Source organism: Geobacillus genomosp. 3, assembly GCF_000445995.2.
Taxonomy (GTDB): domain Bacteria; phylum Bacillota; class Bacilli; order Bacillales; family Anoxybacillaceae; genus Geobacillus.
The window spans coordinates 2,419,764-2,443,803 of the sequence record NC_022080.4; the positions used below are offsets into that span (position 1 = coordinate 2,419,764).

Consider the following 24,040-nt stretch of genomic DNA (forward strand, 5'->3'; position numbering starts at 1 on the left):
CTTTCACCTCCCCAACAGGGCTCATCATTTATGTACCAATGGCCACAAGGAAAGGATGGACTGTGCATCCATCCGTTAACCAATATGGCCATTCTTACTGATTTTGATACCATTTTGCCAACGCCGCCGACAAATCGGAGGCAACGCGGTTTAAGACGGTGATCACGCGCGAATATTCCATGCGCGTCGGGCCGAGAATCGCAATCGTCCCAAGCGGCGCATCGCCGACTGAATATGTGGCCGTAATCAGGCTGCAGTTTTCCATGCCGCTCAGTTCATTTTCCCGCCCGATTGACACTTGCACCCCTTTTCGACTCTGCTTTCGCAGCAGGCGGTAAATATCCTTTTCCTGCTCGATGATGTTCAGAAGCGGGCGCACTTTTTGGATGTCGCTGAATTCCGGCTGATTGAGCATGTTCGCCTTGCCGGCGAAAAACATTTTTTCCTCTTCGGGGGCACCGATCGTATCGATCAGCGTATTGAGCATGCTGTCATAATTTCTAATATGCCGGCTCAGCACATCGGCCACTTCCCTGTCGATTTTTTCCTTCAAGTCAATAAGGGGAACACCGTTCAACCGTTCGTTTAAAATGTTGACCATTTTTTCGAGATCGCTGGCGTTAACCGCAGCCGGAATCGTCACCACCCGGTTTTCGACGTGGCCTGTATCGGTCACAACGATGGCAACAGCCGTCTGTTCGTTGAGCGGAATGATTTGCATCCGTTTCAACTTGTTTTCTTTAAACGCCGGACCGAGGGCGATCGACGTATAATTGGTCAAGTCAGATAAAATTTGTGCCGATTTTTGCACCAGCTTCTCTAACTCATATATGCGCTCGGCGAACACAGAGCGGATTTTTTGAATATCTGCCCTTGTCAACCGCTGCGGAGGCAACAAATGGTCAACATAATAGCGGTATCCTTTCTCCGACGGCACGCGTCCCGAGGAAATGTGCGTTTTTTCGATATAGCCCAGCTCTTCCAAATCCGCCATTTCATTGCGAATGGTCGCCGAGCTGAACGCGATTTGATGCTTTTTTGATAACGTCCGCGAACCGACAGGCTGCCCGGAACGAATGAAGTCGTCGATAATCACCTGCAAAATCAGCAGTTGACGGTCCGTTAACACGTTTCTCACCTCTGTTAGCACTCAAACATTTCGAGTGCTAATTCTACTATTAGGGTAGCAAATCGCTCGGCAAATGTCAATGTTTACATTTCGCCGAGAAAGGCGGCGAACACTTCATTGCCGAGCAGCTTGCCGCGCTTTGTCAAGCGGACGTGGGTCGCCGTCTCCTCAAGGCGTCCGTTTTCGATTTCACGACGGATCGCCTCGCCAAACACGTCGTTCATCTCACAGCCAAACTTTTGCTGGAAGCAGGCCTTGGACACTCCTTCCGTCTTGCGCAATCCTAAAAACATTTCCTCCTCCATCTGTTCGCGGACGGTCAAGCGGTGTACGTCGCGGTGCGGCCATTCGCCGCGTTCCACCTTCTCGATGTAATGGCGGACCGGACCGATATTGGCGCGCCGCACTCCATCAACGTAGCTGTGTGCCCCGGCACCGATGCCGTAATACTCTTCATTGTTCCAGTACACGAAATTGTGCCGGCTTTCAAATCCTTGGAACGCGTAGTTGCTAATTTCGTATTGCCGATAACCGCGGGCTGTCGTTCGTTCCATTGCCGCTTCATACATCGCCGCTTCTGCCTCCTCCCCCGGAAGGTAAAGGCGGCCTTTTCGCCACTCATTGTAAAAGATCGTTTTCGGCTCAAGAATGAGCGAATAGGCAGAAAGATGCGGCACATGAAGCGAAAATGCCGTTTCCAAATCGGCAAGAAACTGTTCAAACGTCTGCCCGGGAAGCCCGTACATGAGATCGAGGCTGATATTTTCAAACCCGGCTTCCCTTGCCATGGCCACCGCCCGCTCGGCATCGCCGCGTCGGTGTGTGCGACCGATCGCTTGAAGAAGCTGATCATCGAACGTCTGCACCCCGATGCTTAACCGGTTTACCCCAGCCGCGCGGAGAATGGAAAGTTTTTCTTTAGTCAGCCCATCCGGGTTCGCTTCGACCGTAAACTCCGCCATTTGCGCGTCAAACTGAAAATGGCGGTGGATGCTCTCAAGCAAGCGGCCGAGCTGCGCCGGCTCCAACACCGTCGGCGTGCCGCCGCCGATAAACAGCGTCTCGAGATGGCTGCCGAACTCGGCCGCCGTCCACGCCATTTCTTGATCCATCGCCCGCAAATAACCGTCAACCGGCTGGCCGGCGGCGAACACTTTGTTAAAGTCGCAATAATGACAAATATGGGCGCAAAACGGAATGTGAAAATATGCTGATGTTGCCATAGTCATCCTCCTTTCGGCTGCAGCCGGATTGCCGGCATAACGGCTCGTGGCATCTCTCATCCTTCCGCCGGCGTCGCATAGCGATAAACAAACAAGGCCATCCCCGAAGGAGACAGCCTTGCTCGTTATTTTTTCTGGTCATCGATTTTCAAGACAGCCATAAACGCTTCTTGGGGCACTTCGACCGAGCCGATTTGTTTCATTCGTTTCTTTCCTTCTTTTTGTTTCTCAAGCAGCTTCCGCTTCCGCGACACGTCGCCGCCGTAACATTTGGCAAGCACGTTTTTGCGCAGCGCTTTGATCGTCGAACGAGCGATGATTTTGTTGCCGATCGCCGCCTGCACCGGCACTTCAAACTGTTGGCGCGGGATTAAATCTTTCAACTTTTCAACAATCACTTTGCCGCGCTCATACGCCGCATCACGATGGACGATAAACGATAAAGCGTCGATTTTTTCCCCATTCAACAAAATATCCATTTTGACAAGATTCGATGGGCGGTAGCCGATCAATTCATAGTCAAATGACGCGTATCCTTTCGTGTTCGACTTTAAAGCGTCAAAAAAGTCGTACACAATCTCGGAGAGCGGGATGTCGTAAATGAGCATGACCCGCTTTTCATCTAAATACTGCATATCGACGAACGTGCCGCGCTTTCCTTGGCAGAGCTCCATGACCGGGCCGACGTAGTCGTTTGGCACCATAATCGTTGCCTTTACATACGGCTCTTCGATGCGGTCAATTTTTTGCGGATCCGGCATATTCGTCGGGTTGTCGACGGCGATTTCCGTCCCATCGGTTAAATACACCTTGTAGACGACGCTCGGTGCCGTTGTAATTAAATCGATATGGAACTCGCGCTCGATCCGCTCCTGAACAATTTCCATATGGAGCAAGCCGAGAAATCCGCAGCGGAAACCGAATCCAAGCGCCTGTGACGTTTCCGGCTCAAAATGGAGTGCCGCGTCATTGAGCTGCAGTTTCTCAAGCGCTTCGCGCAAATCGTTGTAGCGCGCCGTATCGATCGGGTACAGGCCGCAAAACACCATCGGGTTGAGCTTTCGGTAGCCGGGGAGCGGCTCAGCGGCCGGCCGTTCGGCATCGGTAATCGTATCACCGACGCGCGTATCTGTTACATTTTTAATGGAAGCGGTCAAATAGCCGACATCGCCAACCGTCAGTTCGTCAACCATTTTTTGTTTGGGCGTAAACACGCCGACTTCGGTCACTTCAAATTCTTTGCCGGTCGACATCATTTTAATGCGTTGCCCTGGCTTCACCGTTCCGTCGACGATGCGAATGTAGGCGACAACGCCGCGGTATGGATCATAGAGCGAATCGAAAATGAGCGCTTTCAGCGGCGCATCCGGATCGCCTGACGGGGCCGGAATTTTTTCCACGATTTGTTCCAAAATTTCTTCAATGCCAATGCCCACTTTCGCTGAGGCGAGCACTGCTTCGGAGGCGTCAAGACCGATGACGTCCTCGATTTCCTGACGAACGCGCTCCGGCTCGGCGCTTGGCAAATCGATTTTATTAATGACCGGCAAAATTTCCAAATTGTTATCAATTGCCAAATACACGTTGGCGAGTGTCTGCGCCTCAATGCCTTGTGCCGCATCGACGACCAAGATCGCTCCTTCGCAAGCGGCCAGGCTGCGGGACACTTCATACGTAAAATCGACGTGACCCGGTGTATCGATCAAATGAAAAATATACGCTTCCCCGTTTTTCGCTTTATATGTCAACTGAACCGCATTCAATTTGATTGTGATGCCGCGTTCGCGCTCGAGATCCATCATGTCGAGCGTCTGCTCCCGCAGCTCGCGCTCCGACAGCGCGCCCGTTTTTTCTAAAATGCGGTCCGCTAGCGTCGATTTTCCGTGGTCAATGTGGGCGATAATGGAAAAGTTTCGAATCCGTTCCTGCCGTTTCAGCCGTTCTTCCCGGTTCATCGTCTCTCACTCCTGCTTCTTCGCAAAACTACACTAGCTTTGATTATAGCAACAGTGCGAAGAAGATTCAATGACCAAGGTAAAAACAAAAAAGCCGCCATGCCTGGCGGAGCAATCATCGTTTGAACTTGTCCGGAAACCGGCTAACTAAACGCGCGGCCGACGAGCGACAGCACTGTCTCCATGAACGCCGTCACCGCATCCGCAAACTGCCGGCCGAGTTCAGAAAAGAGATTGAACGTTTTCAGTTCCTCAATCGTTTCCTTTTTTTTCTGCAAATCACCTGCCGTCACCGTCCGTCCGAACACGGCCGTCTCAAGCTCTCCGTTTCCATTTTTCTCGATCTGAATGACGGACGGAAACGACGGGTCAGCGTAGCCCCGCATTCGCTCCATGCCGTGGTGCGCCTGCTGCATGCCCAACAACACACCGAAAAAAAGGAGAAAGAGCGCTAGACTAAACCGAATAAACCACCTTGCCATATACGACGCCCCTTTACTTTTTCTCCGCCGGAGCCGGCGCTTCGACTTTTTCCGCCTGCCAATAATAGTCGCTGAACACATCGGCAAAAGCAGTCGCCGAACGGAACAATTCAGCAAACGTATTGTCGACGCCACCGAATTCAACTAAAATCGCGTTCCCGGATAAATCTTGATTAAATTTTCCATCCGTTCCCGCTCCTTGTTTCTTAATGACCCCACGGCTCAACCCCGGGTATTTTTTCTGCAGCAGATGATGGAGATCTGTCGCCAGCTGCAAGTTTTTCTCATATTCCGCGTTCTCGCCGCCGACAATAAACGCCACACGTGCGTAGTCAACCCCATTGATCGTCGTCGTCGTATATTTCCGTCGGTGCGCATCGCGGTGAATATCGATGAAGTATTGCAGATCGCGATTTTGCTTCATCGCCGCGACGACCGTTTGTCTTGACATGTCGTACGCTTGGCCGTATTTCATCCCCTTTTTCAACAATTCCGCTTCAATATCGGTTTTGTTAACTTGAGCGCCAATTCCCCGCTTCTCTAATTCTTCCATTAATTTTTCTCCAACCTTTGTCACATTTACGCTTCGGTGGAACGCTAAATCCGGGTCGGTCACACCTTTTAAGGCCGGCAAATACGACTCACGCGTATGCGTATGGTAAATGTAGACGACCTCTCTTCCCCCCGTCGTCTGCGCGGGCGGCGGAACCGGCTTTTCATCTTGGCTTTGCTCCGCTTGTTCGAGCTCCTCAACCGATGCCTGCCGCTCAGCGAGCATCACTTCAAGCGGCGGCGCTGATTCGTACGGAATATTCGTATAATCCGTCCCTTCACCGGCGACCAAAATTTTGCTGTCATACAAGGCAAAGCCCGGCAGCTCGCTGCCGAGCAGGCTGCGCGGGTCATCGGGATTGATGCTTGTCGCCAAGCGGAATAACAGCGACGAATAACTCGTCTGTTGCCGCTCTTTTGGCAGCAGCTGGGTAAAATAACGATTTTCAAGCCCGAACAGGCGAATGAACGTTTCTTCCGGAAAATGGGCCGCCATATCGTTAAGCGACGATGACGACGGGCGGTATTCCGGACGCAGCGACGTAAGCGCTCCGACGAGCATAAACATCATCATACATCCAAGAACGATGAACATCAGCAATTTTTTTAAACTGGCTCTTGGAACAGTGATCACGACGTTTGGGGAGCGCCCTCGTTTCATCTTTTCCACCCTTTCCCGGCTTGTCTCCTCACTTTAACGTATGGCCAAGCAGGAAAAGATAGAACCGTTTTTTGCCTAGTGGGTGTAAGAGCCCGTATTGCCTTGATCGACTTGCTGATGCAGCGCCGCGTTCAAGCCGCCGGCCAACAAGTTGGCCATATCGCCGATGAACGAATCGACTTCCTTCGGTGTCACCATTAAGTTATGGCCAAGCGGAGCGAGCACTTCATAAATGAGGCGGCGCTTTTCGTCATCGCCAAGCGTGCCGACCATGCCAAGGAATGTCGATCGTTCTTGCGGAGACGGCATATCGTGTTCGGTCAACTTCTTTTTGCGGCCGAACGCCCAACCGGCCGGAGCCAACGCGCTTGACGGCCGCTGTCCTTCGCGCATCTCACGGCCGAAATGTTTTAAAATGAAATCGATCGTGTCGCTTGTGATCGAGACGGCATCGACGACCGTCGGAACGCCAATTGAAATGACCGGGATGCCAAGCGTCTTATCGCTTAGCTCTTTCCGCTTGTTGCCGACCCCGGAACCAGGGTGAATGCCGGTATCCGAAATTTGGATCGTCGCGTTGACCCGTTCAATTGAACGGGCTGCCAGAGCATCAATAACGATGACAAAATCCGGCTTCGTTTTCCGGACGACACCATCAATAATATCGCTCGTTTCGATGCCGGTCGTCCCCATCACCCCGGGAGCAAGGGCGCTCACCGGCCGGAATCCTTCCTCGACACTTTCCGGCTGCAATTGAAACAAATGGCGGGTGACGAGCACGTTTTCGACCGTCAACGGCCCGAGCGCATCAGGGGTGACGTTTTGGTTGCCAAGCCCGACAATCAGGCAGCTCGCTTGCTCGGGAATGCGGAGCCGTTGTAAAAAGGTGCTCAGTTGTTCCGAAAAAATGCGCTGCACTTTTTGCTGCAATTCCGTGTTTTGTTCGCGGATGCCTTGCGCCTCAATCGTCAAATAATGGCCCGGCTTTTTGCCAATTGACGCTGCCCCTTGCTCTGTGACATGCACGTGCGACAGTTTGACGCCGTCGATCTCCTGATCATGAATGATGACTCCCTCAATCGGCGAGGCGCTTTCTTTTTTTTGCTGCAAACGCTCCTCGACCGCGATCTCATGGGCTTCGATCGCTAAGTCGGTACGCACCGAGTACATGCGTAAATCAAGCGGCTGTTCCATCTCGTTCCTCCTCGTTCATGCTGTTTTCTTTTATTGTCGCCGCAATGGGGCCGTGTCATTCATATTTTGTAAAGGATTTTCGCTTGAACACTCTTGCATAATCAAAACGCGTTTGATAGAATAACATTTGTTCTTCCTGTTGTTCACAGCAGAAATAGGAACGGTAATGGAGGTGAACGGACGTGGCTAACATTAAATCGGCGATCAAACGCGCGAAAACGAGCGAAAAACGTCGGGCTCACAACGCCTCGATGAAATCGGCCATGCGCACGGCGATCAAAAAATTTGAAGCGCTTGTTGAAGTGAAAGACGTGGAAAGAGCGCAAGAAGCGTTCATTATCGCGTCGAAAAAATTAGACAAAGCCGCAAGCAAAGGCCTTATTCATAAAAATGCCGCCAGCCGGCAAAAATCGCGTTTAGCGAAAAAATTAAACAGCATCCAAGCTTCATAATAAAAAACGACCTGGCGCCAGGTCGTTTTTTTGTACTGCATGAATCTTCTGGGCATTCCAACGGAAAAGGCGGGCCCGCCCGCTTGCGCACAAGCCCAAACGCCAAGGGGCGGCCGTACAACGATCAGCTGCCGCGCTTTGCCGCCGGGCGGGCGCCCCAACGCATGAGCAGCAGCTCGACGGCCAGGCGGCGGTCCATGGCTCCGCTTTTCACTTCATAATCAGCGGCGGCTAACTGATCGATTGCTTCCGTCAGCTCCGTATCAGAAAAACGGGACGCCTGGCCAAGGGCGAGCTTGACGCGGAACGGATGCACTTTGAGCACCGAGGCGATTTGCGTCTGCCCATAACCTGCTTCAGAGAGCCATTTCACTTGCGCCAACAGGCGGAAATGGCCGGCGAGCAATGCCAAAATTTTGATCGGTTCCTCATTGTTTTCAAGCAAGTCGTAAAACGTCTGCAGCGCCGCCGGAATGTCGCGCTTCGCTACTTGCTCGACAAGGACAAAGACGTTTTCCTCCGGTGTTCGGGCAACAAGCTGCTCCACCGCCGCCGCCTCCACCGTCCCACCCGGCCCGGCAAACAAGGCCAGCTTATCCATTTCATTCGCCAAGACCGCCAGCTGCGTTCCGGCCCGGCGCAAAAGCAGCTCAATGGCTTCGTCACTCACCGACACCCCTTGGTGTTCGAACCGGCGGCGCACCCAGGCCCGCAACTCCGCTTCGGCGAGCGGGGCGGCGACCACGACTTCGCTGTGCTCTTTGGCGAGCTTCGTAATTTTTTTCCGCTCATCAAGCTTGTCATACGGCGCGAAAAAAACGACAATGGAAAACGGCGCCGGCGCTTTTAAGTATGCCTCCACCTTCGTCAAATCGTGCTCGATCTCCTTCTCTTTTTCGGCCGTAAAAAAATACGGATGCTTAATGAGGATGACGCGCCGTTCCCCAAAAAACGGCACCGTCTCCGCCTCCTCGAGCGCCGCTTGCACCGGTGTTTCTTCGCAGTCATACACGGCAAGATTCCATTCGCGTTCTTCGTCGCCAAGCGCCGCCTTCACTAACCGTTCGTACGTTTCCACTAATAAAAACGGCTCGCTGCCATATAATAAATAAAGGGGAGAAAACCTCCGTTTTTCAATATTTCCCCATACCCGTTCCAGCATGTTCCCTTCTCCATTCTCTAGCAAGATTCCCTGCTAGAAAGATACACCGTTTTCCGCCATTTTACAAGGGAACCGGCTGTCGAGAAAACCGGTTCCCCTTTATATAAACGCCGGCCAATAAGTCCTAGGACCTTATTTGCCAGCGGGTTATTTTTATGTTTTCCCGGCCGTTTGAAAGTATTTGTGTCAACTGTTGTCAAGGAAGGAAAATGGACAAGCGACGGTAGATTTTTTTGGTGTTTTCGTCTATACTAAAAATGATTGCACGAGGAGGGGGAAAACGATGAACGTATTTGAAAAGGAAGTGCAAAGCCAACGGAATGACGCCGTCGATTCCGCCGTCGGGTTTATCGTGTCGTTCGGCTTTTTCGCGACGATATTCATCATCGCGACGCTGATCGAATTTTTCGGCCGGTAAAGGGTTGCTTACATAAGCAATCCTTTTTTCTTTGTGTATAATATGCTATGGTTTTATTTGCTGAAAGGTTCCGCTTTTTTTGCCTACTGCATTGTATGGCTTCATCACCTGAAAAGTTCCGCTTCCGCCATCATAAAGATACCGAATGGCTCCGTTTTCATCCGTCCGCCAACTGATGACGCCTTGTTGCTTCAGCCGTTCTAGCACCTCCGGGGACGGGTGGCCATAACGATTGAAACGGCCGACCGAAATAAGCGCAGCCCGCGGCTTCACTGTGCGCAAAAACGGAGCAGTTGTCGACGTTTCACTGCCATGGTGCGCGACTTTCAATACATCGATGCGCAGCGTCGGATAGGCGCGGATGAGCGCTTCCTCCGCTTCTTTTTCAATGTCTCCGGTAAACAGCCAAACGAAACCGCCAAGGCGAGCAAGCAACACAAGCGAGCCGTTGTTGTCCTCATCGTTCCCTTTTTCCGGATGGAGCACAACGAACCGCACGCCTCCCTCTGTCCATCCTTCCCCCCGCACCGCGGTGTGGACCGGCACGGAAAACGGGCGCGCTACCGCCTTTACGGCCGGCCGTGCTCCCGGACTGGTGACAATTTCGTTGACGCGTATGGCCTTCATCACCTCAGGAGCCGCCCCGATATGGTCGGCGTCATCGTGCGTCAAAAGGAGTTTGTCGATCGTTCGCACCCCTTGCGCTTTTAAAAACGGGACGACGACATCGCGGCCGACGGCAAACGGACGAGCCCGCTCGCGCCACGGTTCACGCCCCCACTCCGGCGTCCCCCCAGTGTCAATGAGATAGACCGCTTTCCGATGAGGAAGTTCAATGTAAATGCAATCACCTTGGCCGACATCGAGCACCGTCACCTCCCCCTTCGGGTTCACGTATGGGGCGGCCAGCTGCAACGCCATCGCCGCCGCGACTGTTGCCAACCCGCGAATGATCCAACCGCGCTCCCAACAAAGAAACGCCGCTGCGACCGCTGCCGCATAAACGGCCAAGCACCACGGCTCCGGGCGCCCGAGCACAAGCATCAATGGATGGTCGGCCGAGAAAAAACGAACGACCGCATTCGTAAGCCCAACCGTTTGAACAAACAGCCAAACGAGCGGAAAAATCGGAACAGCAGTGGATAGAAAGGAGAGTGGCAACACAACAAACGAATACCAAGGAACGAACACGACATTGAGAAATACGCTCCAAACAGAGATTTCGTAAAAATGGTAAAGCAAAACCGGCAGGGCGGCCGTTTGAGCGACGAGTGCCGTTTGCAGCAACCGTCCCACTATCGAGCGAACAGCAACAAGCGCCGGAAAATGAACGAGGAGGACGAACGTCACTACAAACGACAGTTGAAATCCGACATCCCACACCATGTACGGATCGAAGACCAAAAGTGCAAGGGCGGTCCAGCTTAACGCGTCGAGCGGATGGATCGCTCCTTTTTTCCATTGGACCGCGAGCACGATCATGCCTGTCGCACAAGCGCGCAAAACCGATGGCGAGGCGCCGGCGAGCACCGCGTAAACCGGCAGGGCGGCCAGTAAAGCGACGACAACCGCCTCGCGTGTCACGAAACGGATCGCTGCGGCAAACACCGCACCGACAAGCAAGGTGACATGGCCGCCGGAGATGGCCAGCAAATGGATGAGCCCAAGCTCTTGGTAGCCGCTGAGCACCTCATCATCCAACTGGCGGCGCTCGCCGTAAATCAGGGCGGCGGCCACGCCAGCGGCCTCCGGCGGAAAACGGTCTTCAATATGGCGGACGCCCGCCTCGCGAATCGTCATAAGCCGTTCGATGGCAGTCGGGCGTACGCGCACACAATCCGAAAGGTCAATCTCTTCGGGGAGAAACAGCCAGTGAATGTGGTGGAAGCGCAAATAGCGTCGGTAGTCAAACGCATACGGATTGCTTGCCGGCATCGGGGGCTCGAGTGTTCCAGTGACGCGGCATACCGTCCCAGGCACCAGGCGCGCTTGCAGCGCCTCTTTTTCCGCCGCCGTCCGAACGGTGTAACGAAGCTGCACCTTTTCCCGGCCGACTTTGACCGGCGCCTGCAGCCGGTCGCCATCGATCGCCGGCGGGGCGGAAAAGCGAACCAAAAGCGAATGTCGGCCGTCGGAAAGGGATGTGTTGTTATGATGATCAACGAAAAGAAAATAGACGAAAAATAAGGAGGCGGCAGCCAAAGCGGGCACCAAGAGGTGCTGGCGGCGAAGGAAAAGAAGAAGGAGATACCCAAAAAGGAGGAAAAATGCCGGCTTGGACAAAGAGGCCGCCGCTATGGCCAAAAGCGCCGCCGCAGCGACATAAATAGCTTGTCCCCTCATGATTCTTCCCCGCCGGAAAGTTGGGCAAACACATCCATCTTCAACGGCACTTGCACGAGCCGGACGCCGGCTTGGGCAAACAGCTCGAGGGCGTACGGATGGTTTTTGTAATCTTGCGCGTAATAGACGGCGCGAATACCGCTTTGAATGATTGCTTTGCAACAGTGCAGGCACGGAAAATGAGTGACGTACATCTCGGCCCCTTCGGTCGGGACACCAAACTTGGCGCATTGCAAAATGGCGTTCATTTCAGCGTGAATCGTCCGGACGCAATGGCCATCAATGACGTAGCACCCTTCGTCAATGCAGTGGGCGCCGCCGGCGATCGAACCGTTATACCCGCCGGCAATGATCCGTTTGTCGCGCACAATCGTCGCCCCGACCGCGAGCCGCGTGCACGTGCTGCGCAGCGCAAGCAAATGGCTTTGCGCCATAAAATATTGATCCCATGTCATCCGCTCCATGTCATATCCCTCCGGTCGTTTTGATAATTTTAGTCTAATCGCCGTCCATGGCGCCGTCAACGCCAAAAAACGTCCGCGGGTCCCTGACCCGCATACCAGCTCCCCCTCTACGGCACGAGCAAATACGGTTTCAATTTCTGCAACGTTTTTTCGCCAATTCCGGTCACCTTTAACAAATCTTCCACCCGCTGAAACGGTCCGTGTTCCTCCCGATAGGCGACAATCGCTTCCGCTTTCGCCCGCCCGATGCCCGGCAGCTGCATGATCTCCTCGGCGGTCGCCGTATTAATGGCCACTTGCGGGCTGTCCCCCTCCGTTTTCGACGCGGCGTCCGCCGCTTCCAGCGCCGGGGCGGCCTCGCCTTTTTTCGGCACATAAATCATCATTTCATCGCGCACTTTCGCCGCCAAGTTCACCCGGGTATCATCAGCTTCTGCCGTCAAACCGCCAGCCAAAGCAACGACATCACGGACGCGGGCATCCGCCGCCACCTCGTACACCCCAGGTTTCTCGACCTCCCCTTTGATATCGACAATCGCGGTCGATGGCGGGGCGGATGTTTTCACCGCCGGTTCCCCAGCATCCGTTTCTTCCGCCGCCGGCGGCAGCACCAGCGGCTCTTGTTCGGCCGGGGAGCGGCTGAACAGCCATGCCCCTGCCGCAACGGCAAACAGCACAAGCGCTCCCATCTTCCATCGCATTTTGACAGCGTCCCACATACGTCCCATCCTTTCCTGCTTCTAGTCATAAAATCAGCCTTTGCGGCATACATATCGAAAAAGAGTACCGGCGAACATGAACCGGGAGGGGGGAACTGCACGTGAACATTGGCTTTATCGGCACGGGGAATATGGGCACCATTTTGATCGAGGCGTTCCTTGACTCCGGCGCCGTCAAAGAAGAAGAGCTGATCATCACCAACCGTACGCTGGCCAAAGCGTTCGATATACAAAAAACTCATCCGGGCATCACCGTCGCCCGCGATGCACCTGAAACGGTCAAACAAGCTGCCATCATCTTTTTATGCGTTAAACCGCTCGAGATGGTTCCGTTGTTGCAGCAGCTGGCGCCATACTGGACCGACGAGCATTGCCTCGTGTCGATCACAAGCCCGATCACCGTCGAACAACTTGAAGCTGTTGTCCCTTGCCAAGTCGTGCGCGCCATTCCGAGCATCACGAACCGGGCGCTGTCCGGCAGCATCCTCGTCACGTTTGGGTCGCGATGTTCGGCCTCCTGCCGGCAAACGATCAACGACCTTCTCCGCCGCATCGCATCGCCGATATGCATTGACGAAGCCATCACCCGCGTCGCTTCGGACATTTCGAGCTGCGGCCCGGCGTTTTTCAGCTATTTGCTGCAGCGCTTCATCGACGCCGCGACGGCCAAAACGGCCATCACGAAAGAACAGGCGACGATGTTGGCGACCGATATGATCATCGGCTTAGGGGAATTGCTGAAGCGAAACTTGTACACACTCCCGACGCTGCAGGAAAAAGTATGTGTCAAAGGCGGGATTACTGGAGAAGGCATCGCCGTCCTCGAGCAGCGGCTCGACGGCGTTTTTGAAGCGGTGCTGGCCAAAACGCATGAGAAGTTTAAAGAAGATGTGAAGAAGGTGAGGCAGCAGTTTCCTTGATAGGTTTTTATTCGACAAGCAACAGCGAAAGTCCTGCTTCGTTCGACAAAAAATAGACCCCAGCTTGTACGGCTGGGGTTTTCATATTTACGGATATTTCGTCGGGTTCCATCGTTGTTCAACTTTTTAGGTATGCCTGTTTTTGTTTGTTCGTTTCGATCCTCACCCAGCTATTGAATAGGGTACAAGCTCTCTTATTAAGCTTGATTGACGCTACATTCATTTCAATCCTCATCCAACTATTCATCCGGATGCAACACGACACAGAACTTCTCCCCGTATTATATGTTTCAACCAAAATATTATAATATGATTTCCCGCCATGCGCCTCTCACCGCTTCCGCGCCACAAAAAACCACCGTTCAGACGTCTCGGCCGGGGGTTCATCGGTGAAGTCGGCCGTCACTTCGAGAACGTCGAAACCGGCGTCATCAAGCCATTGTTCATAAGCTGTGCGCTCGAATGTACGTTGTTCGTGCCATTCGTCGTGGCGCTCATAAAAGGCGCCGCGGCGGACGAAAAACGTCAGTTCGTGCCCGACGCTGTGCGGCCAGTCAAGCGGATGGCACGTCCAAATGTAGCTGAGGTCATCCCCTTGGTCGGCGAAGACGGCATCGCGGAACAAGACGTCCATTTTGTAAACCGAGTGGACGTCAAACAGCAGCAGCCCACCGGGGCCAAGCGCGCGGGAGACGGCGGCGAACGTCCGCTGCACGTCCTCTTCATCCGTCAAATAGTTGAGCGCATCGCAAAAAATGAAGGCGCCATCAAGGTCGGAAAACCCGTCAAGCTCTGCCATGTTTTGCTCGAAAAACGGCACGTTGACGCCGGCTGCCTCCGCTTTCGCCTGAGCAATGGCGAGCATATGCTCAGAGAGATCGACGCCGGCTGCTTGCCATCCGGCCTTGGCGAGGCGGATGGCAAGCTCGCCCGTCCCACAGCCGATGTCGACGACCCGCCGTCCCGGCCGTTTGGCGTATTGGGCAAATGTCCGCTCAGCAAATGATTGCCACGCGTCATACGGCGCTTCCGTCATCAGCGCGTCATACCAATCGGCAAAGCGGCCGTACGTCATGGCTGCAGCACAGCGGCAACATCTTCTGTCGGAGCGTCTCCCCAAAGCCGCTCGAGATTGTAATAGTCGCGCTCATCTTTCGCAAACACGTGGGCGACGATATCGCCGAGGTCTACAAGCACCCATTTCGCCTCCTGGAATCCTTCGATCCGCCTAACCGGCAGTCCGTGCTCTTCAGCCTGGTCTTGAATTTCGTGGGCGATCGCCTGCACTTGTTTATCCGAGTTGCCATGGCAAATGACAAAATAATCGGCAACGGGCGAAATACCTTTCATGTTGAGCACGACAATGTTTTCCGCCTTTTTATCATCCGCCGCACGGACGACAAGCTGCAATACCTCTTGTTCGGTCACCGTTCCATTTCCCCCTTCACCTCGCGTACAAGCGAATTGTACATATGAATCGTGTCCGGATAAATCAGTTGGCGCTTCCCGAGCAAAAATGTGATCGTATTTTGCACCGCTTGCAACAGGGCGCGGTTGAGATCTTCCTCGGCAAGGCGCCTTACTTCCTCGACGCCGGGAAACTTCCGCCCCGGTTCGATATAGTCAGCCAAATAAATTGTTTTCTCAAGCAACGTCATCCCGGCTCTTCCAGACGTATGATAGCGAATGGCATCGAGCACATCCGGATCGTCAATGCCGGCTTCCGTTTGCACTAAATAGGCGCCGACGGGCGCATGCCACAATTCACTGTTGTACGCCAACAAGTCGTTGGGCATATTGTGCGCCAAAATGAGCTGTTTCATTTCGTCGACCGGTCGGAATTTCGCATAGTCATGGAAAATAGCGGCCAACTCCGCTTTTTTGACATCGGCGCCATACCGCTTGGCAAGCTTAACGGCCGTTTCGACAACGCCAAGCGTATGCTCGTAACGCTGCTCCGTCAGCTGCCGTTTCACAATCAGCAACGCCTGTTCTCGCTCCATATAACCCCTTCTCCTCAATATAAAGTCTGACGCCTTCCGGCACGAGGTAACGGATCGTCTGACCGTTTTGCACCCGCTTGCGAATGAGTGAGGAAGAGACGGCAAATTGCGGCGCCTCCACCTCGATGACTGGGTATGGCGTCTCCATGGAATAACCGGGGCGTTTCACCCCGACAAAGGTCACGAGCTCAATAAGTTCATCGATGCGATGCCAGTTCGGCAAATATTCGACCATATCCGCGCCGATAATGAAATAAAACTCGTCATCCGGGTGCATCGCAACAAGCTGGCGAATCGTGTCGTACGTATAGGAAGGCCCTTCCCGCTCAAGCTCGATCGTCTCAATATGAAAGCGCGGATGGCCGGCCACGGCCAACTCCAGCATGCGGAGCCGATCCTCGCTTTTCGTCACTTGTTCGTACTGCTTATGGGGAGGAATGCGGTTGGGCAGAAACCAAATTTGTGACAACTGAAGGGCATCGAGCACTTCATTCGCCATAATCAAATGGCCGTAATGAGGCGGATCGAACGTTCCGCCGAAAATCCCGACTTTTCCCATCTTCCTTCCCCCCGCCGTTTTGCCTTGGCCGTGTTGCCGTCAGTCAGGCAAAACGATTTGTTTATGTTCTTTCGACTCTTTGTATAAGACGATCGTATTGCCGATCACTTGCACGAGTTCGGCCTCCGTCCCGGCCGCCAGCTGCTGGGCGACGGTGTAGCGGTCTTCTTCACAGTTTTGCAAAACACTCACTTTTAACAGTTCTCGCGCCTCGAGCGCCGCGGCAATTTGTTTCGTCATCTCTTCGGTGACGCCGCCTTTGCCGACTTGAAAAATCGGCTTGACATGATGGGCTTGGGCCCGCAAAAACCGTTTTTGCTTTCCCGTTAACATATGTTACCTCCTCAATTGTGCGGTGACAAGCTGTTTCATCCGTTTGACATCCGGCCATTGACCGGTCCATTTTTCAAACGCAAGCGCCCCTTGGTACACAAGCATGCCGACACCGTTTTGCACGCGGGCGCCGCGCGCTTTCGCTTCCTTCAGCCACTTCGTTTCGAGCGGGTTGTAAATGATATCCGATACGATCGTCCCCGGCCGCAGCCCTTCAAGGGAAAGCGGCTGTTCGTCCTCCTTCGGATGCATGCCGACCGAGGTTGTATTGATCATAATATCATATTCCGCCACCCGCCGTTCGGCCTCAGCCAGCGAGAAAAACGCCGACCGGCCTTCGCCTTCCCCGCTGCGGACGAGCTGTTCCGCTTTTTCGATCGTTCGGTTGGCGATGTCAATTCGTTCAGCGGCGGTGGAAAGAAGGGAAAAATAAATGCCGCGCGCACCGCCGCCGGCGCCGATGAGCAAAATCCGCTTGCCGTCAAGCGCCACTTCCATCTCCTCTTCGAGCGCCCGGACATAGCCGGGCCCGTCTGTATTGTAGCCGACAAGCCGGCCGTTTTCATTGACGATCGTATTCACTGCCCCGATGCGGCGCGCATGATCATCGATGTCATCCAAAAACGGAATGACTGCCATCTTATGCGGGATCGTTACATTGACCCCGGCAATGCCAAGCGCGCGCACGCCGGCAATGGCCTCGCCGACTTGCTCCCGTTTGACGGAAAATAAGTGATAGCGCGCCGGAATGCCCAGGCGGGCAAACGCATCGTTATGCATGAGCGGCGACAGCGAGTGTCCGACCGGAAAACCGATTAGCCCGTATACGCTTTCCATCCTTCTCCCCTCCCGTACGCATTAAATCAACGATTGGCGAATCAATACATCGACCCCTTTCGGAGCATGGACGACGAGCTGGGCGCCCGGGTCATTGCACGTCACCCACCCAAGCCCGGAAAAGACGACATCCGTTTTTCGCTCCTTGACGGACAACGATCGCGGCACAAGCGGCGGAAATTCCTCTGCATAGCGTTTGTTTGGCGGGGCGAGCAAGCCGCCGAGTTGATTGGTGTAAAGCGTATCTGCTTTCTCCAACTTTGTCCGGTGAATGGCCAGTTCATTCGCCATATAACAGACGAACGAGCGGCGTCCACCTTTGATGTAATCGAGGCGGGCCAAGCCGCCGAAAAAGAGCGTTTGTCCTTCATTAAGCTGGTAGACGCGCGGATGGATTTCCCGTTTCGGCGTAATCACTTTCAAATCGCGTGCATCGACAAAATGTGCCATTTGATGATGGTTGATGATTCCCGGCGTATCATAGAGCGACGCCCCGCCCTCGAGCGGGATTTCAATCATATCGAGCGTCGTTCCCGGGAAATACGATGTGGTAATGACGTTTCCTTTGCCGGTCGCCTCCTCCACGATCCGGTTAATAAACGTCGATTTGCCGACATTTGTGCAACCGACGACATACACATCGCCGCCGTCGCGGTAGCGGTCAATCGTCTCCATCACCTTTGCCATGCCGATCCCTTTCGCCGCGCTTACTAGGCAGACATCCACCGGACGCAGCCCGAGCTCTTCGGCCATGCGGCGCATCCACTGCAACAGCTTCGGATATTTGACCGATCTTGGCAATAAATCGGCCTTATTGCCGACAAGCAAAATCGGATTGTCAGCCGCAAACCGCGGCAACCCGGGAATAAAGCTTCCGTTAAAGTCAAAAATATCGACGATGTTGACGACAAGCGCCTTCGACTCCCCAATGCGATGCAGCATATGCAAAAAATCGCGGTCATCAAGCGGCACATCTTGCACTTCATTGTAATGTTTCAGGCGAAAGCAACGCTGGCAAATCACCTCTTCCGTTTCTTTTTCAAGCACGCTTTTCGGCGCATACCCTGCCTTTTTCGGGTCTTCAAACTGGATGGCCGCCCCGCAGCCGATGCAACGCAGTTGTGGCTCCACAATCATTCCTCCCAATAAATCATCCCTTTTTTCCGCATGGCACTTAAAATTTTCCGCTCTATTTTCCGGTTAAAGCGTGTCCATACCCCGTCCGTCTGGGCGATCGGAACGACTAAGATCGTATTTAATCCGACACGGTTGCCACCGAGCACATCGGTCAACAACTGATCGCCGATGACAACGACTTCTTCCTTTTTCAGCCCCATCATCTCCAACGCCTGCAAAAACGCGCGGGTCAGCGGTTTGCGCGCTTCGAAAATGAACGGGATGCCAAGCGGTTCGGCAAACGACTGCACGCGTCGTTTATTATTATTCGATACGATCACAACCTTAATGCCCGCCCGCTTGATCGCCTCAAACCAGGCGGCCAACTCAGGTGTCGCACCTGGCCGATCCCACTCAACAAGCGTATTGTCGAGATCGGTGATAATCCCTTTTACTCCTTTTTTCTTCAACTCGTCCGGCGCAATGTCAATGACGCGCTTCGTAAACTGGCTTGGTAAAAAATAGTGAAGCATATAAGTCACCTGCCTTTATCATCTGCTTTTCCCATCATAGCGGATTTGGCCGTTCGTTTCAAAACAAAGTTTGGCAGCCTCCTTGATCGAGAACAGTGGAACAAAAAGTTTTCGACAATTTTTGCGGTTCTCCGGTTTGTGGATAACTGTTACCCACATGATACACAAACGGATGACGATACTTCCACTATTTTATAAACATGTTTTCCACATGTTATCCACTATTTTCTGTGGATAACAGAACGGTTGTTCTATTTTGTAAATCATGGTACAGTGAAAGTAACCTACCATTATATGTATGGAATACTCGTTATATTCCATCGGAAAAGGAGGGCGTTCTCCGATGAAATATTTATCTGATGAGCTGTTGATCGAATCGTATTTTAAGGCGAAAGAGCTCAACTTAAGCCCGGAATTTATTGAACTGATCGAAAAGGAAATCCAGCGCCGGTCATTGACTCATAAAATTAAGCTGTCCTCATGAACGAAGGCCTTCGGGCTTTTTTTGTTTGTTTTAAAAAAAGCCCGGACCTAGCGCCAATAGCCGATCCGCTCGCCGACTTTCACCGGCATCGGCGCGGCAATGCGCGGGTCGGGCGCAAAGCTTCCCCGTTCAAACAGCAGCACAACCGTCGAGCCGAACGAAAAGTACGCCATTTCCTCCCCTTTTACCAACCGTTCCCCCTTATGGGTCAGCTCGATGCTGTTGACGAACATAGCGCCAATTTTTACGATTGCCATCCGCTTGCCGCCGGCTGTGACCTCTGTGATGAGGCGATAATTTTTTTCCAGCGGCCGCCGACCGTATTTTAAACCGAGACGATTAACAGGATACGATTTACGGCCGAGCGTCCACTGTTTTTCGATCACGCCAGATATTGGGCTGTGAATGCGGTGATAATGGCTCGGGCTCAAATACAGAATAAAAAAGAACCCGTTCACGTATGGTTGCGCGGCCTCAATGCTTCCAAGCATTTCCGCAATCGAATACGGTTTCCCTTTGACAATCATTTCACTGGTTTTTTGGATCGTTCCCATCTCCTCAATGACCGCATCAACCGGGCTGACAACCGCATGCTCGTCAGCATCAACCGGTCTGATTCCGGCTTTGAGTCGGCGGACGAACAGCTGCTGCAATGTTTTATAATTTTTTAAGCTTTTTTCCATTTCTTCTTGGTTAATATGATAAATTTTCGCATACGATGGTATCAATGGCGCGCTGAGGCGCGATCTGGCAAACGAAGCGAGCAGCTTCGAGGAAAGCGAGTGATTGGTCAACTCAATCAACAAACGATACAGCCATTTTCGCAAGCATATTCCCTCCAGTTATGTAGCGTCGTCGGTTGTTACTACCTTCCATATTACCGCCAAAATGAGTATAATGGTAGTAGAATTTTCTTTTGGCGTTTTCTGTTGGAAAAGGAGTGGGGAGAGTTGTTCTTATCCGATTATCTAGATTATACGTTAAAAAAGCTAAAGGCAAACATGGCCAACATTTTGACGATGACAAACTTATCGCTCGGCGGTTTTTCTGTCTTGACTACGCTGAACGGCCAGCTTCACATGAGCGTGCTTCTCATTTTTTTAGCAGCGTTTGTCGACCGCTTTGACGGCGCAGTCGCCCGCAAACTGAACATCGAATCCGAACTCGGCAAGCAGCTTGACTCGATGAGCGACATTGTTTCTTTCGGCGTCGCGCCCGCCTTGTTGATGTACGAAGCTTTGTTCCGCGAATTCGGTGCGCCGGGAGCGGTGTTCACTATTTTGTATGTCGCCTGCGGCGCCTTCCGTCTCGCCCGCTTTAACATCACGGAGAACAACGGCTATTTCTCCGGGCTGCCGATCACGGCCGCCGGGGTGCTGATGACGTTAGGTTACTTGGCCATTCCGTACTTTCCGCCGCAGTCGTTTATGTTTTTGGCGCTGATTTTATCGTTTTTAATGGTCGGGACGTTTAAACTGAAAAAAGTATGACCAACGCCAGGCCGCCTCTTTCCAATGGCATATGGATCGGGCGGCTTTTTTGCGTCCGAAGTCACACCTTTTTCCCTTTTCAACCTTCTCTATTCAGTATATGATAAATATGGTTTCTTCATAAAACAAAAGCGGTATAGATCGTTTGCACGGAAAGAGCGGGGGGATCCAGTTGGACAAAACATCGATTATCGGTATGATTCTTGGCATTGTTGCCGTTGGACTTGGCATGTATTTTAAAGGCGTGTCGCCCGCTGTTTTAATCAATCCGGCCGCCCTCTTAATTATTCTTGTCGGGACAGCCGCGGCGGTTACGATTGCTTTTCCAACGAAAGAAATCAAAAAAGTGCCAAAGCTGTTAAAAATCATTTTTACCGAGCCGGCCACCCCGACGGTTGAGCAGCTCATCCCGCTGTTTGTCGACTGGGCAAACATCGCCCGCCGCGAAGGGCTGTTGGCGCTCGAGGCGAAGCTCGATGACATCGAGGATCCGTTTTTGCGCAACGGGCTGGGCATGGCGATCGACGGACAGACGCAAGAGTTCATCCGTGATGTGATGACGGAAGAAATTGCGGCCATGGAAGAACGGCACGAGGCGAACGCCGCCATTTTTGCACAGGCCGGCACATACGCGCCGACGCTCGGGGTGCTTGGCGCTGTCATCGGCTTAATTGCCGCGCTTGGGAACATGGAAAATATCGCTGAGCTCGGCGAAGCGATCAGCGCCGCGTTTGTCGCGACACTGCTCGGGATTTTCACCGGTTACGTGCTTTGGCATCCATTCGCCAACAAATTGCGGCGAAAATCAAAAGAAGAAGCGAAAGTGCGCTACATCATGATTGAAGGAGTGCTGTCCATTTTGGAAGGACAAGCCCCACGGATGATCGAGCAAAAACTCGCTTCCTACTTGCCGGAAAGCGAGCGTCATCAAGTGCTGGCACAAGGGGAAACGGTCAATGGCTAAGAAAAAGAAACACTCGCATGATGAGCATATGAGCGAATCTTGGCTTATTCCGTACGCCGATTTGCTGACACTGCTGCTTGCTCTGTTCATCGTCTTATTTTCAAGCAGCCAAATTGATCAAAAAAAGTTTCAACAAATCGCGCACGCCTTCAGCACCGCCTTTGCCGGCGGAACCGGCGTCCTTGAATTTCAAAGCCCGGTGGAGCCAATCACCCCGCCGGCCCAAGATGAAGAAGGGCGGCAACCGGAAAGGGAGCCCTCTCCGGTTGTAAGCGAACAAGAAAAAAAAGAGCTCGGGCAAGTGAAAGAAAAAATCGACGCTTATATCCGCCAAAACAAGCTTGATGGAAAGCTGCAAACTTCTTTGACTGACGAAGGGGTGGCCATCACGATTTTGGACGACATTTTATTCGATTCCGGCAGCGCGGAAGTGCGCATGAAAGACCGGCACTTGGCAAGAGAAATTGCCGCTTTGCTTGTCATGAATCCGCCGCGCAACGTGATCATCAGCGGCCATACGGACAACGTGCCGATCCATAACGAACAGTTTGCCTCTAACTGGGAACTTAGCGTCATGCGTGCCGTCAACTTTATGAAAGTGTTGCTTGAAAACAAACAGCTTGACCCACGCTATTTCAGCGCGAAAGGCTACGGCGAATACAAGCCGATCGCTTCGAACGCGACCGCCGCCGGCCGGATGAAAAACCGGCGCGTCGAAATTTTAATTTTGCCGCGCACCGAGATCAGCCGTTCACAATCGCCCGCCCAATAAAAGACCGCCAGCCGTCAAGGCGGTCTTTTTACTTTCCGCCGGCCGCAGCTTGTCCGTTGTCCTCCGCTACGCCCCCATGTCCTTTTTTAAGTTTCCTTTCCCTCGATCACTTCTAGTCGGAAACAAGCCGGCTTTCCACCGGCTTGTTCATAGTTTAACTGTCCATTTAATGACCCCTGCTTTTACGAGTGTCTCAACTAAAATCACAATAGCCGGACCGACAAACAGCCCGATAAAGCCAAGCAGCTGAAAGCCAAGATAGACGCTGACGAGCGCTGCAAGCGGAGAAATGCCTAAATTCGTCGAAAACACTTTCGGCTCAATGATCCGGCGCACGACGGTGATGACGACAAACAACACGATCAGTCCGATGCCGAGTGTATTGTCGCCGTTGGCGATGCTAATGATGCCCCACGGAACGAGCACCGAGCCTGTTCCTAAAATGGGCAAAATGTCGACGACGACAATCACGAGCGCCATCAAAGCGGCATAGTCGATGCCCAATAATAGAAGACCGGCAAGAGCAAGGAAAAACGTAATTAAGCTGAACAAAAACTGTGCTTTTATAAACCCGACCCCCGCCTTGCTCAACTGGGCGATGACCATTCCGAGCCGCTGGCGGGTGCGCTCGGACAAATAGCGGCTTATGGCTTGCTTCAACCGCGGCAAGTCGAGCGAAATGAGAAACAAAGCAATCAAATAAACTAAAAAATGGATAAAAAATGCCGGAATGGCAGCAATATAATGGACAAGCGACTGCGTCAAATTCGTCGCAAACGATAACAGCATTTGCTGAACCGTATTGACGCTGCGTTCCAGCGAATCAATAATTTCCTGCGGAATCGAGCTAGAATACGACTGCCACGTTTGGATGAAATGATCGAGCACTTTCGTCGTTTCGCTTAACACGTAAGGAAGCTTTTGCGAAAGCGCCATCACTTGCTGAACCAAAATAACGATTAAAAAGTAAAGTGAAAATCCGACGATAACTAAAAATAACGAAAAAATGGCCGTCACGGCGTGCGCGCGCTTCAGCCGGTAATTCTCTTGCAAGCGGCGAATAGACGGTTCTAACAGAAGCGCGGTGGCGAGCGCCAGCAGAAGCGGCACGCTGTACGGCAGAAGCCATAACGCGATGGCGAGCAACAGCGCGATGATAATCCAACGTTTCACGTTCGTCCCTCATTTAATCAAGATTTGGCGAAATGATGTTCCACTATAAATATAGCGGACGGGCTACAGGACGGCAACTGTTTTTGCGCATAAAGCGAAACA

27 protein-coding genes are annotated in these 24,040 nt (G+C 52.9%); 7 read left to right on the forward strand and 20 right to left on the reverse strand.

Annotated elements, in window-relative coordinates; genetic code table 11:
- Nucleotides 1-94: 94 nt before the first annotated feature.
- The 6 genes from hrcA to gpr all read right to left on the reverse strand — a co-directional run bounded on the left by hrcA (nucleotide 95) and on the right by gpr (nucleotide 7,196).
- Nucleotides 95-1,129, reverse strand: coding sequence for a heat-inducible transcriptional repressor HrcA (gene hrcA, locus M493_RS12080; protein ID WP_020960636.1), 1,035 nt, complete (start codon nucleotides 1,127-1,129; stop codon nucleotides 95-97).
- A gap of 83 nt (nucleotides 1,130-1,212) precedes the next feature.
- Entirely contained in the window at nucleotides 1,213-2,352 is a 1,140-nt protein-coding gene (gene hemW / locus M493_RS12085; protein ID WP_020960637.1) for a radical SAM family heme chaperone HemW, read from the reverse strand.
- A 125-nt stretch (nucleotides 2,353-2,477) separates the two neighbouring features.
- On the reverse strand, nucleotides 2,478-4,307 hold the full coding sequence (gene lepA / locus M493_RS12090) for a translation elongation factor 4 (RefSeq protein WP_020960638.1): 1,830 nt from the start codon (nucleotides 4,305-4,307) through the stop codon (nucleotides 2,478-2,480).
- Between the two features lie 143 nt (nucleotides 4,308-4,450).
- Complete coding sequence (locus M493_RS12095; protein ID WP_020960639.1) at nucleotides 4,451-4,789, reverse strand: DUF3679 domain-containing protein; 339 nt, start codon at nucleotides 4,787-4,789, stop codon at nucleotides 4,451-4,453.
- Nucleotides 4,790-4,802: 13 nt separating this feature from the next.
- Nucleotides 4,803-6,002, reverse strand: coding sequence for a stage II sporulation protein P (spoIIP, locus tag M493_RS12100; RefSeq protein ID WP_020960640.1), 1,200 nt, complete (start codon nucleotides 6,000-6,002; stop codon nucleotides 4,803-4,805).
- A gap of 75 nt (nucleotides 6,003-6,077) precedes the next feature.
- Nucleotides 6,078-7,196: a GPR endopeptidase gene (gene gpr, locus M493_RS12105; protein WP_020960641.1), complete on the reverse strand. Its 1,119-nt coding sequence runs from the start codon at nucleotides 7,194-7,196 to the stop codon at nucleotides 6,078-6,080.
- Nucleotides 7,197-7,378: 182 nt separating this feature from the next.
- Between gpr and rpsT the strand changes: the two genes are divergently transcribed.
- Nucleotides 7,379-7,648: a 30S ribosomal protein S20 gene (gene rpsT / locus M493_RS12110; RefSeq protein WP_020960642.1), complete on the forward strand. Its 270-nt coding sequence runs from the start codon at nucleotides 7,379-7,381 to the stop codon at nucleotides 7,646-7,648.
- A 124-nt stretch (nucleotides 7,649-7,772) separates the two neighbouring features.
- Here rpsT and holA read toward each other — a convergent pair whose 3' ends face one another.
- Nucleotides 7,773-8,810 (reverse strand): DNA polymerase III subunit delta, encoded by a 1,038-nt coding sequence (gene holA / locus M493_RS12115; RefSeq protein ID WP_020960643.1) that lies wholly within the window; start codon nucleotides 8,808-8,810, stop codon nucleotides 7,773-7,775.
- A 283-nt stretch (nucleotides 8,811-9,093) separates the two neighbouring features.
- Here holA and M493_RS17775 point away from each other — a divergent pair, with 283 nt between their 5' ends.
- Nucleotides 9,094-9,228 carry a YqzM family protein gene (locus M493_RS17775; RefSeq protein WP_020960644.1) on the forward strand — a complete coding sequence of 45 codons (135 nt, stop codon included), beginning with the start codon at nucleotides 9,094-9,096 and terminating at the stop codon, nucleotides 9,226-9,228.
- Nucleotides 9,229-9,273: 45 nt separating this feature from the next.
- Here M493_RS17775 and M493_RS12125 read toward each other — a convergent pair whose 3' ends face one another.
- From M493_RS12125 to M493_RS12135, 3 genes are all read right to left on the reverse strand, one after another.
- On the reverse strand, nucleotides 9,274-11,571 hold the full coding sequence (locus M493_RS12125; RefSeq protein WP_020960645.1) for a DNA internalization-related competence protein ComEC/Rec2: 2,298 nt from the start codon (nucleotides 11,569-11,571) through the stop codon (nucleotides 9,274-9,276).
- Nucleotides 11,568-12,035, reverse strand: a complete 468-nt coding sequence (locus M493_RS12130; RefSeq protein WP_020960646.1) for a ComE operon protein 2 — start codon at nucleotides 12,033-12,035, stop codon at nucleotides 11,568-11,570. Before M493_RS12130 ends, M493_RS12125 begins: the two co-directional genes overlap by 4 nt.
- 107 nt (nucleotides 12,036-12,142) lie before the next feature.
- Entirely contained in the window at nucleotides 12,143-12,754 is a 612-nt protein-coding gene (locus tag M493_RS12135) for a helix-hairpin-helix domain-containing protein (protein ID WP_020960647.1), read from the reverse strand.
- A gap of 101 nt (nucleotides 12,755-12,855) precedes the next feature.
- Here M493_RS12135 and comER point away from each other — a divergent pair, with 101 nt between their 5' ends.
- Nucleotides 12,856-13,674: a late competence protein ComER gene (gene comER, locus M493_RS12140; RefSeq protein WP_020960648.1), complete on the forward strand. Its 819-nt coding sequence runs from the start codon at nucleotides 12,856-12,858 to the stop codon at nucleotides 13,672-13,674.
- Nucleotides 13,675-14,005: 331 nt separating this feature from the next.
- Here the strand turns inward: comER and M493_RS12145 are convergent, their stop codons facing one another.
- The 8 genes from M493_RS12145 to M493_RS12180 are packed head-to-tail and all read right to left on the reverse strand — an operon-like array spanning nucleotide 14,006 to nucleotide 19,055.
- Nucleotides 14,006-14,749: a class I SAM-dependent DNA methyltransferase gene (locus M493_RS12145; RefSeq protein WP_020960649.1), complete on the reverse strand. Its 744-nt coding sequence runs from the start codon at nucleotides 14,747-14,749 to the stop codon at nucleotides 14,006-14,008.
- The gene (gene rsfS, locus M493_RS12150) at nucleotides 14,746-15,102 is read right to left on the reverse strand and encodes a ribosome silencing factor (RefSeq protein WP_020960650.1); all 357 of its coding nucleotides are present in this window, start codon (nucleotides 15,100-15,102) and stop codon (nucleotides 14,746-14,748) included. The genes M493_RS12145 and rsfS overlap by 4 nt, the downstream gene beginning before the upstream one ends.
- Nucleotides 15,099-15,677, reverse strand: a complete 579-nt coding sequence (gene yqeK / locus M493_RS12155; protein ID WP_020960651.1) for a bis(5'-nucleosyl)-tetraphosphatase (symmetrical) YqeK — start codon at nucleotides 15,675-15,677, stop codon at nucleotides 15,099-15,101. The genes rsfS and yqeK overlap by 4 nt, the downstream gene beginning before the upstream one ends.
- Nucleotides 15,586-16,236: a nicotinate-nucleotide adenylyltransferase gene (locus M493_RS12160; RefSeq protein WP_020960652.1), complete on the reverse strand. Its 651-nt coding sequence runs from the start codon at nucleotides 16,234-16,236 to the stop codon at nucleotides 15,586-15,588. Before M493_RS12160 ends, yqeK begins: the two co-directional genes overlap by 92 nt.
- Nucleotides 16,237-16,275: 39 nt before the next feature.
- Nucleotides 16,276-16,569, reverse strand: a complete 294-nt coding sequence (gene yhbY / locus M493_RS12165) for a ribosome assembly RNA-binding protein YhbY (protein WP_020960653.1) — start codon at nucleotides 16,567-16,569, stop codon at nucleotides 16,276-16,278.
- A 3-nt stretch (nucleotides 16,570-16,572) separates the two neighbouring features.
- On the reverse strand, nucleotides 16,573-17,406 hold the full coding sequence (gene aroE, locus M493_RS12170) for a shikimate dehydrogenase (RefSeq protein WP_020960654.1): 834 nt from the start codon (nucleotides 17,404-17,406) through the stop codon (nucleotides 16,573-16,575).
- Nucleotides 17,407-17,427: 21 nt separating this feature from the next.
- Nucleotides 17,428-18,537, reverse strand: a complete 1,110-nt coding sequence (gene yqeH / locus M493_RS12175; RefSeq protein WP_041267969.1) for a ribosome biogenesis GTPase YqeH — start codon at nucleotides 18,535-18,537, stop codon at nucleotides 17,428-17,430.
- A 2-nt stretch (nucleotides 18,538-18,539) separates the two neighbouring features.
- Nucleotides 18,540-19,055, reverse strand: coding sequence for a YqeG family HAD IIIA-type phosphatase (locus tag M493_RS12180; RefSeq protein WP_020960656.1), 516 nt, complete (start codon nucleotides 19,053-19,055; stop codon nucleotides 18,540-18,542).
- A 343-nt stretch (nucleotides 19,056-19,398) separates the two neighbouring features.
- Here M493_RS12180 and M493_RS12185 point away from each other — a divergent pair, with 343 nt between their 5' ends.
- Nucleotides 19,399-19,539, forward strand: a complete 141-nt coding sequence (locus M493_RS12185) for a sporulation histidine kinase inhibitor Sda (protein WP_020960657.1) — start codon at nucleotides 19,399-19,401, stop codon at nucleotides 19,537-19,539.
- Nucleotides 19,540-19,586: 47 nt separating this feature from the next.
- On the opposite strand, the gene M493_RS12190 is transcribed toward M493_RS12185, so the two are convergent.
- Nucleotides 19,587-20,366: a phosphatidylserine decarboxylase gene (locus M493_RS12190; RefSeq protein WP_020960658.1), complete on the reverse strand. Its 780-nt coding sequence runs from the start codon at nucleotides 20,364-20,366 to the stop codon at nucleotides 19,587-19,589.
- A gap of 123 nt (nucleotides 20,367-20,489) precedes the next feature.
- Between M493_RS12190 and pssA the strand changes: the two genes are divergently transcribed.
- The 3 genes from pssA to motB all read left to right on the forward strand — a co-directional run bounded on the left by pssA (nucleotide 20,490) and on the right by motB (nucleotide 22,765).
- Nucleotides 20,490-21,029 carry a CDP-diacylglycerol--serine O-phosphatidyltransferase gene (gene pssA / locus M493_RS12195; protein ID WP_020960659.1) on the forward strand — a complete coding sequence of 180 codons (540 nt, stop codon included), beginning with the start codon at nucleotides 20,490-20,492 and terminating at the stop codon, nucleotides 21,027-21,029.
- Nucleotides 21,030-21,201: 172 nt separating this feature from the next.
- Nucleotides 21,202-21,993, forward strand: a complete 792-nt coding sequence (motA, locus tag M493_RS12200; RefSeq protein WP_020960660.1) for a flagellar motor stator protein MotA — start codon at nucleotides 21,202-21,204, stop codon at nucleotides 21,991-21,993.
- Nucleotides 21,986-22,765 carry a flagellar motor protein MotB gene (gene motB / locus M493_RS12205; RefSeq protein WP_020960661.1) on the forward strand — a complete coding sequence of 260 codons (780 nt, stop codon included), beginning with the start codon at nucleotides 21,986-21,988 and terminating at the stop codon, nucleotides 22,763-22,765. The genes motA and motB overlap by 8 nt, the downstream gene beginning before the upstream one ends.
- Before the next feature lie 147 nt (nucleotides 22,766-22,912).
- Here motB and ytvI read toward each other — a convergent pair whose 3' ends face one another.
- Nucleotides 22,913-23,938 carry a sporulation integral membrane protein YtvI gene (gene ytvI / locus M493_RS12210; protein ID WP_020960662.1) on the reverse strand — a complete coding sequence of 342 codons (1,026 nt, stop codon included), beginning with the start codon at nucleotides 23,936-23,938 and terminating at the stop codon, nucleotides 22,913-22,915.
- Nucleotides 23,939-24,040: the final 102 nt, after the last annotated feature.

Bases quoted from the DNA above. Each gene is read 5' to 3' on its own strand.
- hemW (WP_020960637.1), bottom strand. From the start codon at position 2,352: ATGGCAACATCAGCATATTTTCACATTCCGTTTTGCGCCCATATTTGT.
- lepA (WP_020960638.1), bottom strand. From the start codon at position 4,307: ATGAACCGGGAAGAACGGCTGAAACGGCAGGAACGGATTCGAAACTTT.
- M493_RS12095 (WP_020960639.1), bottom strand. From the start codon at position 4,789: ATGGCAAGGTGGTTTATTCGGTTTAGTCTAGCGCTCTTTCTCCTTTTT.
- spoIIP (WP_020960640.1), bottom strand. From the start codon at position 6,002: ATGAAACGAGGGCGCTCCCCAAACGTCGTGATCACTGTTCCAAGAGCC.
- gpr (WP_020960641.1), bottom strand. From the start codon at position 7,196: ATGGAACAGCCGCTTGATTTACGCATGTACTCGGTGCGTACCGACTTA.
- holA (WP_020960643.1), bottom strand. From the start codon at position 8,810: ATGCTGGAACGGGTATGGGGAAATATTGAAAAACGGAGGTTTTCTCCC.
- M493_RS17775 (WP_020960644.1), top strand. From the start codon at position 9,094: ATGAACGTATTTGAAAAGGAAGTGCAAAGCCAACGGAATGACGCCGTC.
- M493_RS12125 (WP_020960645.1), bottom strand. From the start codon at position 11,571: ATGAGGGGACAAGCTATTTATGTCGCTGCGGCGGCGCTTTTGGCCATA.
- M493_RS12130 (WP_020960646.1), bottom strand. From the start codon at position 12,035: ATGGAGCGGATGACATGGGATCAATATTTTATGGCGCAAAGCCATTTG.
- M493_RS12135 (WP_020960647.1), bottom strand. From the start codon at position 12,754: ATGTGGGACGCTGTCAAAATGCGATGGAAGATGGGAGCGCTTGTGCTG.
- M493_RS12145 (WP_020960649.1), bottom strand. From the start codon at position 14,749: ATGACGTACGGCCGCTTTGCCGATTGGTATGACGCGCTGATGACGGAA.
- yqeK (WP_020960651.1), bottom strand. From the start codon at position 15,677: ATGGAGCGAGAACAGGCGTTGCTGATTGTGAAACGGCAGCTGACGGAG.
- M493_RS12160 (WP_020960652.1), bottom strand. From the start codon at position 16,236: ATGGGAAAAGTCGGGATTTTCGGCGGAACGTTCGATCCGCCTCATTAC.
- yhbY (WP_020960653.1), bottom strand. From the start codon at position 16,569: ATGTTAACGGGAAAGCAAAAACGGTTTTTGCGGGCCCAAGCCCATCAT.
- aroE (WP_020960654.1), bottom strand. From the start codon at position 17,406: ATGGAAAGCGTATACGGGCTAATCGGTTTTCCGGTCGGACACTCGCTG.
- M493_RS12180 (WP_020960656.1), bottom strand. From the start codon at position 19,055: ATGCTTCACTATTTTTTACCAAGCCAGTTTACGAAGCGCGTCATTGAC.
- M493_RS12185 (WP_020960657.1), top strand. From the start codon at position 19,399: ATGAAATATTTATCTGATGAGCTGTTGATCGAATCGTATTTTAAGGCG.
- motB (WP_020960661.1), top strand. From the start codon at position 21,986: ATGGCTAAGAAAAAGAAACACTCGCATGATGAGCATATGAGCGAATCT.